General features: G+C 65.1%; 5 protein-coding genes. All 5 read right to left on the reverse strand.

Annotated elements, in window-relative coordinates:
* Positions 1–7: 7 nt before the first annotated feature.
* Positions 8–229 (reverse strand): acyl-CoA dehydrogenase family protein, encoded by a 222-nt coding sequence (locus tag ABZS43_RS36335; protein WP_355040552.1) that lies wholly within the window; start codon positions 227–229, stop codon positions 8–10.
* 476 nt (positions 230–705) lie between these two features.
* Positions 706–2,349, reverse strand: coding sequence for an ABC transporter ATP-binding protein (locus ABZS43_RS36340; RefSeq protein ID WP_355040553.1), 1,644 nt, complete (start codon positions 2,347–2,349; stop codon positions 706–708).
* Positions 2,349–3,200 carry an ABC transporter permease gene (locus ABZS43_RS36345; protein WP_355040554.1) on the reverse strand — a complete coding sequence of 284 codons (852 nt, stop codon included), beginning with the start codon at positions 3,198–3,200 and terminating at the stop codon, positions 2,349–2,351. Before ABZS43_RS36345 ends, ABZS43_RS36340 begins: the two co-directional genes overlap by 1 nt.
* On the reverse strand, positions 3,197–4,150 hold the full coding sequence (locus ABZS43_RS36350; RefSeq protein WP_355040555.1) for an ABC transporter permease: 954 nt from the start codon (positions 4,148–4,150) through the stop codon (positions 3,197–3,199). Before ABZS43_RS36350 ends, ABZS43_RS36345 begins: the two co-directional genes overlap by 4 nt.
* Complete coding sequence (locus ABZS43_RS36355; protein ID WP_355040556.1) at positions 4,084–5,814, reverse strand: ABC transporter substrate-binding protein; 1,731 nt, start codon at positions 5,812–5,814, stop codon at positions 4,084–4,086. Before ABZS43_RS36355 ends, ABZS43_RS36350 begins: the two co-directional genes overlap by 67 nt.
* Positions 5,815–6,301: the final 487 nt, after the last annotated feature.

Consider the following 6,301-nt stretch of genomic DNA (forward strand, 5'->3'; position numbering starts at 1 on the left):
TCTCTTCCTATCTCTCTCGTGCTTCGGCTATACCCGCGCCGTGCCCACCTAATTCGGTGGCCACGACGAGAGCGGGTGCGCCGATCTCGTGCAGGGCGCGCAAGGCCGCGAACGGGAATGCGCCGGTGCGGTCGTGCTCCTCGGCCCGTTCGGCGATCACTGTCAACGCCGCGACGAACGCGGCGTCGTCGAGTCCGTGCGCGGTCCGCTCGGATACCACGGCTGTCATCGGCGGTTCACCTTTCTGCCCAAGGTCGTGGCGCGTGCGGGCGACTCGAGGGCGCGACCGCCACAGCGCACGGTGTCCACCCAGTGCCGCGGCACCGGGAAATCGGCGCATGCCGTGTATACGAGGCTCAGTACGAGCGGCGAATAGTCGACTCGCGCGATGCCGCCCACGGCGTGCGCGCGGTCGAATATCGAAAGATTCATGTGTTTCGGTCAGCCCACTACCTCGTCGTCCTCGCCACGCGAGGATCGGAACCCTGTACGAAAACGCGCGGATCAGCGGCGACAACAGTGGCGGCGGTGTGCGATTCCCACGACCGCGATTCGAGCCATTGCCATGGGAACTCCTTTCTCCGCTCACCGCAACGAATTCCAGTATCCGAAGGGCTCCACGACCGAACAAGGCAGATGCTCTACGAGAATCGTTCAGTTTTTCTCCAGGAATCCCGCGAGGCACCCGAACCCCCGCTACGGGATTCAGACGCGGACCAGTTCGGGAGTTCCGGTGCGGACACCGGGCACCGCTGCCAGCAATTGCCGGGTGTAGTCGTGCACCGGAGCGGCGAATACCGAGGCCACGGTGCCCGATTCGACGACGCGACCAGCCCGCATGACGGTGACCTCGTCGGCGACCAGACGCACCACGCCGAGATCGTGGGTGATGAACAGGTACGTCAGTCCCTGCTCGTGCTGAAGGTCGACAAGCAGTTGCAGGATCTGCGACTGTACCGACACATCGAGCGCCGAGACCGCCTCGTCGAGGACGAGCACCCGCGGTCCGGCCGCGAGCGCCCTGGCGATCGCGACCCGCTGACGTTGCCCACCCGAGAGTTCGGCGGGTTTCCTGCCCAGGTGCGCCCGCTCCAACGCCACCGAATCCAGCAGTTCGATCACCCGCTGACGCCGCTGTGCTCGGTTTTCGGTCAGCGCGAAGGTCACCAACGGCTCCGCGATGATCTGTTCGACATCGAATCGCGGATCGAGGGAGGAATACGGGTTCTGGTAGACGAACTGGATACCCCTGCGCACCTGCCGCCACTGTCTGCGCGAACGGCCGCTGATCTGCTGTCCGTCGAACCACACCGACCCGCTGTCCGGTGTGGCGAAGCCGACGGCGATACGCGCGACGGTCGATTTGCCCGCACCGGATTCCCCGACGACGGCATGTGTCGAACCGGTTGCGACGTCGATGGAGACATCGTCGGCCGCGCGGAATCCGCCGGGGCCGAAGGTTTTGGTCAGTCCCCGCAGGCTCAGCAGCGGCGCACCCGAGTTTGTCTTCGTGGTAGTGGTGACGATTTCCCGTGTCCGCGAGGGTTCCAGTCGCGTGCTGTGTCGGGACGGGGCCGTCTCGACCAACTGTCGGGTGTACTCCTCGCGCGGGTGGGCCAGTATCTGCTCCACCGTCCCCTGCTCGACGATCCGGCCGCGCCGCATGACCAGCAGCCGGTCCGAACGCTCGGCGGCCACGCCGAGGTCGTGGGTGACGAGCAGCACTCCGAGGCCGAGCGTGGCGCGCAGCCGGGCGAGATGGTCGAGGATGACCTTCTGCACCGTCACATCGAGCGCCGAGGTCGGCTCGTCGGCGACCAGCAGCGCCGGATCGTTGGCGAGTGCGATCGCGATGAGCACGCGCTGTTTCATTCCGCCGGACAATTCGTGCGGATACCGCTCGTACACGCGCTCGGGATCCGGCAGTCCCGCCAATTCGAGTTTGGCCAGCGCCAATTCCCTGCCCGGACCGGAGGGAATCCGCCGGTGCAGCCGTATCGCCTCCAGCACCTGCGTTCCCACGCGTTTGACGGGATTGAGTGAGGTACCGGGATCCTGCGGGACGAATCCGACGAACGGTCCGCGCAGCCGCGACAGCCGACGGTCATTCCATTTCGCGGTGTCCTTGCCGTCCAATTCCAGCGCCGTCGCCCGCACCCGCGCACCCGCGGGCAACAGGTGCAGGGCGGCGTGAATGGTCGTGCTCTTACCCGAGCCGGATTCCCCGACGATGGAGACGAATTCGCCGGGCCGCACCGCCAGCGACACACCGTCGACAGCGTTGTCGGCGCCCGGCCCGTATCGCACGCTCAGATCCTCGACCCGCAGCAGGGTTTCGTTCGCGCTCATCACAACTCTCCTAGCGATCGGCCGATCCTGTTGGTGGACAGCACGACTACGGCGATCAGCACGCCGGGCAGGATGGAGATCCACGGGTAGGTCGCCAGATAGTCGCGGCCTTCGGCGACCGCGAGTCCCCATTCGGGCTGCGGCGGCGGCGCGCCATAGCCGAGGAAGCCGAGCGCGGCCACCGCGAGCACCGCCGCACCGCATTCCAGCGCGGCCAGCGACAGCACCGCCGAGACGGAATTGGGCAGCACGTGGCGCATGACGACCCGGACGAATCCCGCTCCCGAGCCGTAGGCGGCCTCGACATAATCGCTGCCCGCGATCTTGAGCACTTCCGAGCGCATGACGCGCGCGAACGCGGCGACCGCCGAAATGCCCACGGCCACCGCGATATTGATGGTGCCGTAGCCGAGCGCTGTCACCACGGTCATGGCCAGCAGCAGACCGGGAATCGCCAGCAGGACATCGACGAATCGCATGATCACCGAATCCACCCGGCCGCCGACGAAACCGCTGAACAGCCCGATCGACGCGCCGATCACGAAACCGATGGCGACCGCGAGCAGGGTGGCGCTGACCGTGGTCGACGTGCCGTAGATGGCGCGGGCCAGCAGATCCCGGCCGAGTCGGTCGGTGCCGAACCAGTGCGCCGGGCTCGGCGCCTGGAAACTGGCGTCCGAATCACCCTCGTTCGGATCGAATCCGGTGAACACGGAGGGAGCCAGCGCCCACGCGATCACGGTGACGATCATCAGCGAGGACAGCGTCAGCCCCGGTGCCCCGGTGACCGCGCGCACTACCCGGCGGATACGCCGCTGCGCCGCCACGGCGGGGATTTCCAGAACGCTCATGCCGGTGTCCTTGTCCGCAGGCGGGTCCGCAGCCGGGGATCGAGTAGCGGGTAGATGAGGTCGACCACGAAATTCACCGTCACGAAGACCAGCGCGGCGAAAACCACCACCGCCTGCACCAGTGGAACGTCCTGCGTGCGCACCGCCGTCTCGGTCAGTCGGCCCAAACCCGAACGGGAGAAAATGGTTTCGACGATCACCGCACCCGCGAGCAGATTGCCGAAGGTGATGCCGGCGATGGTCAACGCGGGCAGACCGGCATTCCCGAGCACCTCGCGCACCAGCACCCACAACCTGGTCGCACCCTTGGCGATCGATACCGTCACATAGCCCGAACGCAGTCCGGTGTCGAAATTCTTGATCAGCAACTGTCCGATCGGGGCGGATACCGGGATGGCCAAGGTCACCGCGGGCAGCACCAGCGAGGAGAAGCCCTCGTTGCCGATCGGCGGGAACCAGCCGAGTTGGAACGAGAACACCTGCAGGATCGCCAATCCCACCAGGAACACCGGCACCGAGACACCGGCGGCGGGCAGGGTGGCGACCAGATCGGCGAACCATCGGGTCCGGGTGTAGCCCGCCGTCAGTGCCACCGCGAAGGCGATGACGACGGCGAGCGCAAACGCGAAACCCGCCAGCGCCGCGGTCTGTGGAAGTACCGACATCATCAGCGGCCACACCTGTTCACCGCTACGGGTCGACGCGCCGAAATTCCCCTGCGCCGCCTCGAAGAGGCGGTGCAGATACTGGCCGACCAGGTTGTGGTCCAACCCGTAGTACACCCGCGCGTTATCTTTGTCCTCGGCGGTGATCAGATCACCCTGCGTCGGATCGAACAGTAGGTCGACCGCGTCGTAGGGCAGGACGTAGAGCAGGACGAAGGTCACGGTGTAGGCGCCCCACACCACGAAGACCGCCTGCCCCAATTTGGCGAACGCGTACCGGACCATGCGGGCCACCTCGCCTCGATCCAGGTGTCGTAGAAGACATTCCGCGACTGCGCCTCGTAGGCGATGTTGTGCACCTTCGGGCTGGCCGCGGTCACCTGCGCGGGGTTGTAGACAGGAACCGTCAGAACCTGATCCACGAGCAGGAAACGTTGCGCCGCTTCGGCGGCGGCGGCCCGCTGACCGCTGTCCAGGGTTCTGCTCACCGCGCTGAGTGTGGTGATCGCCTGCTGGTAGAGCGGATCGGTCTGCGCCAGTTTGGACATATTGCCGTACTGCGGTGAATACACCTGCTCGAGTACGGCCACATCGGCGCGACTCTGATTGGCCACCTGGATATTCCAGCGCTGCTGCTGAGTGGCCGCCGCGGTGTAATCCGGAATGGGCAGCACGTTGAGCCGCAGGTCGATGCCTATTTTACGCAGATCCTGCTGGATCAGTTCGTAGGCGGGTTTGTTGTTCACCAGATTGTTGATCCCGAGCAGTGCCAGTTCGAGCCGTCGGCCGTCCTTGTCCACCCGGATTCCGTCCGAACCCTTCTTCCAGCCCGCCGATTCGAGTATCTGCTCGGCCTTCTTCTGGTCCTGTTTCAGGTCGGCGCTGAAATCGACGTAACCCGGCACCCGCGAGGAGATCACGGAACTGGACACCCGGTAACTGTCGGTGAGCACCGTCTTGGCGAGGGCGTCGCGGTTCCAGCCCAGTTTGACGGCCTCCCTGACCGCCCTGTCATTGGTCGGGAACAGATCGGTCTTCAGATCCAGCGAGATATCACGTCCCGGAATCAGCTGCGGGACAATGCGATACCCCTCGTTCTTCAACGGGGCCTCGTCGGTGTTGTTGACATCGAGGATGGCGTCCACCTGGCCCGACCGCAGGGCGCCGGTGCGTACGCCCGCCTCCGGGATGACATCGATCTCGACGGTGTCGAGATAGGCCTCACCGGCGTGTTCGCGGCTCGCGGGCGCCCAGTTGTATCCGGAACGTTTCTTCAGCACGGTCTTCTGCTGGTAGACGTGTTCGGCGACGGTGAACGGCCCGGTCGTCACGAGATTCTGGGCGAGCCCGCGCTGATCCTTCGGCAACCGCAGCGTCGAATGCCCGACGATGCCGGAGAAGTAGAGCGAAAGCGCTTGGAGGAAACCGGCATTCGACCGATCGAAACTCACGCGCACGGTCAGCGGGTCGACGACGACGGTGTCCCGGTACCCCACCCAGTAGGCGGTGACCGGAATGATGCCGAGTTCCTTGTTACCCCGTCCGAGCAGGTCGAAATTCTCCTTGACCGAATCCGCCGTGAACTTGGTGCCGTCACTGAAGGTCACATCGTCGCGCAGGTGGAAGGTGAATTCGGTCAGCTGATCGTTGAACTCCCAGGATTTCGCCAGCCACGGTTCGATCGCACCGGTTTGCGGATTCTGATAGGTCAATTTGTCGGTGATGTTGCTGGTGATCAGCGATTCCGGGTAGGAGCTGCCCGAATGCGGGTCGAGATTCGCCGGAGCGTCGAGAACCGCGAAACGCAGCGTGCCGCCCGCCACGGGTGTGGCGCTGTCATCGGCGCCGGTCACCCGGTTACCGGAGGCCGCGCACCCGGTCAGTACGGCGGCGGCGATCGCCGTCGCCGCCGCGAGCACCGTCGCTCGGACGAACAAACTTCGTGACATCTGGGGAACTCCTGGGTAATCGACCACGCGTGCGAACTCCACGCGAAGTCCCGCGAGAACTGAAAGGGGTTGGCTGCGACAGCTCTGGAACACAGCCGGAAACGGGTCGGGGCGAGGCGATCAGCGACAACAGCGAGTGGCCGCGCGGCGGACGCACCGAGAGATCGAGCGGCGGGACGCCGAAAGCCGAACGCTCATGTGCCGCTCCCTCCGTGATGATCGAATTCGAACGCCTCTGCGCTCCGATGTGAGTGTGCACAGCGGCAGAGTGGAGAACAACCAAGCTTTCCTACGAGATTCATTCAGTTTTCGTGAACGACCGATCCGGAGCCGTGCTGAATGTTTGCCGGAGTGACGAAGGTCATCGCGCGGTGGCATACGCGCGCACGATGCCGCTAGGTTCTGTCTCCCAATGACCTGAGCCACTCCACGATCAGGGCCAGGACGACTCCGGCGCGGTAGGTGATGGCCAACTTGTCATACCGTG

Source organism: Nocardia sp. NPDC005366 (assembly GCF_040606855.1).
GTDB lineage: Bacteria > Actinomycetota > Actinomycetes > Mycobacteriales > Mycobacteriaceae > Nocardia.

What these genes read in the sequence shown, in the direction of transcription:
- ABZS43_RS36355 (WP_355040556.1), bottom strand. Translation starts at nt 5,814, where the DNA reads ATGTCACGAAGTTTGTTCGTCCGAGCGACGGTGCTCGCGGCGGCGACG.
- ABZS43_RS36345 (WP_355040554.1), bottom strand. Translation starts at nt 3,200, where the DNA reads ATGAGCGTTCTGGAAATCCCCGCCGTGGCGGCGCAGCGGCGTATCCGC.
- ABZS43_RS36350 (WP_355040555.1), bottom strand. Translation starts at nt 4,150, where the DNA reads ATGGTCCGGTACGCGTTCGCCAAATTGGGGCAGGCGGTCTTCGTGGTG.
- ABZS43_RS36340 (WP_355040553.1), bottom strand. Translation starts at nt 2,349, where the DNA reads ATGAGCGCGAACGAAACCCTGCTGCGGGTCGAGGATCTGAGCGTGCGA.
- ABZS43_RS36335 (WP_355040552.1), bottom strand. Translation starts at nt 229, where the DNA reads ATGACAGCCGTGGTATCCGAGCGGACCGCGCACGGACTCGACGACGCC.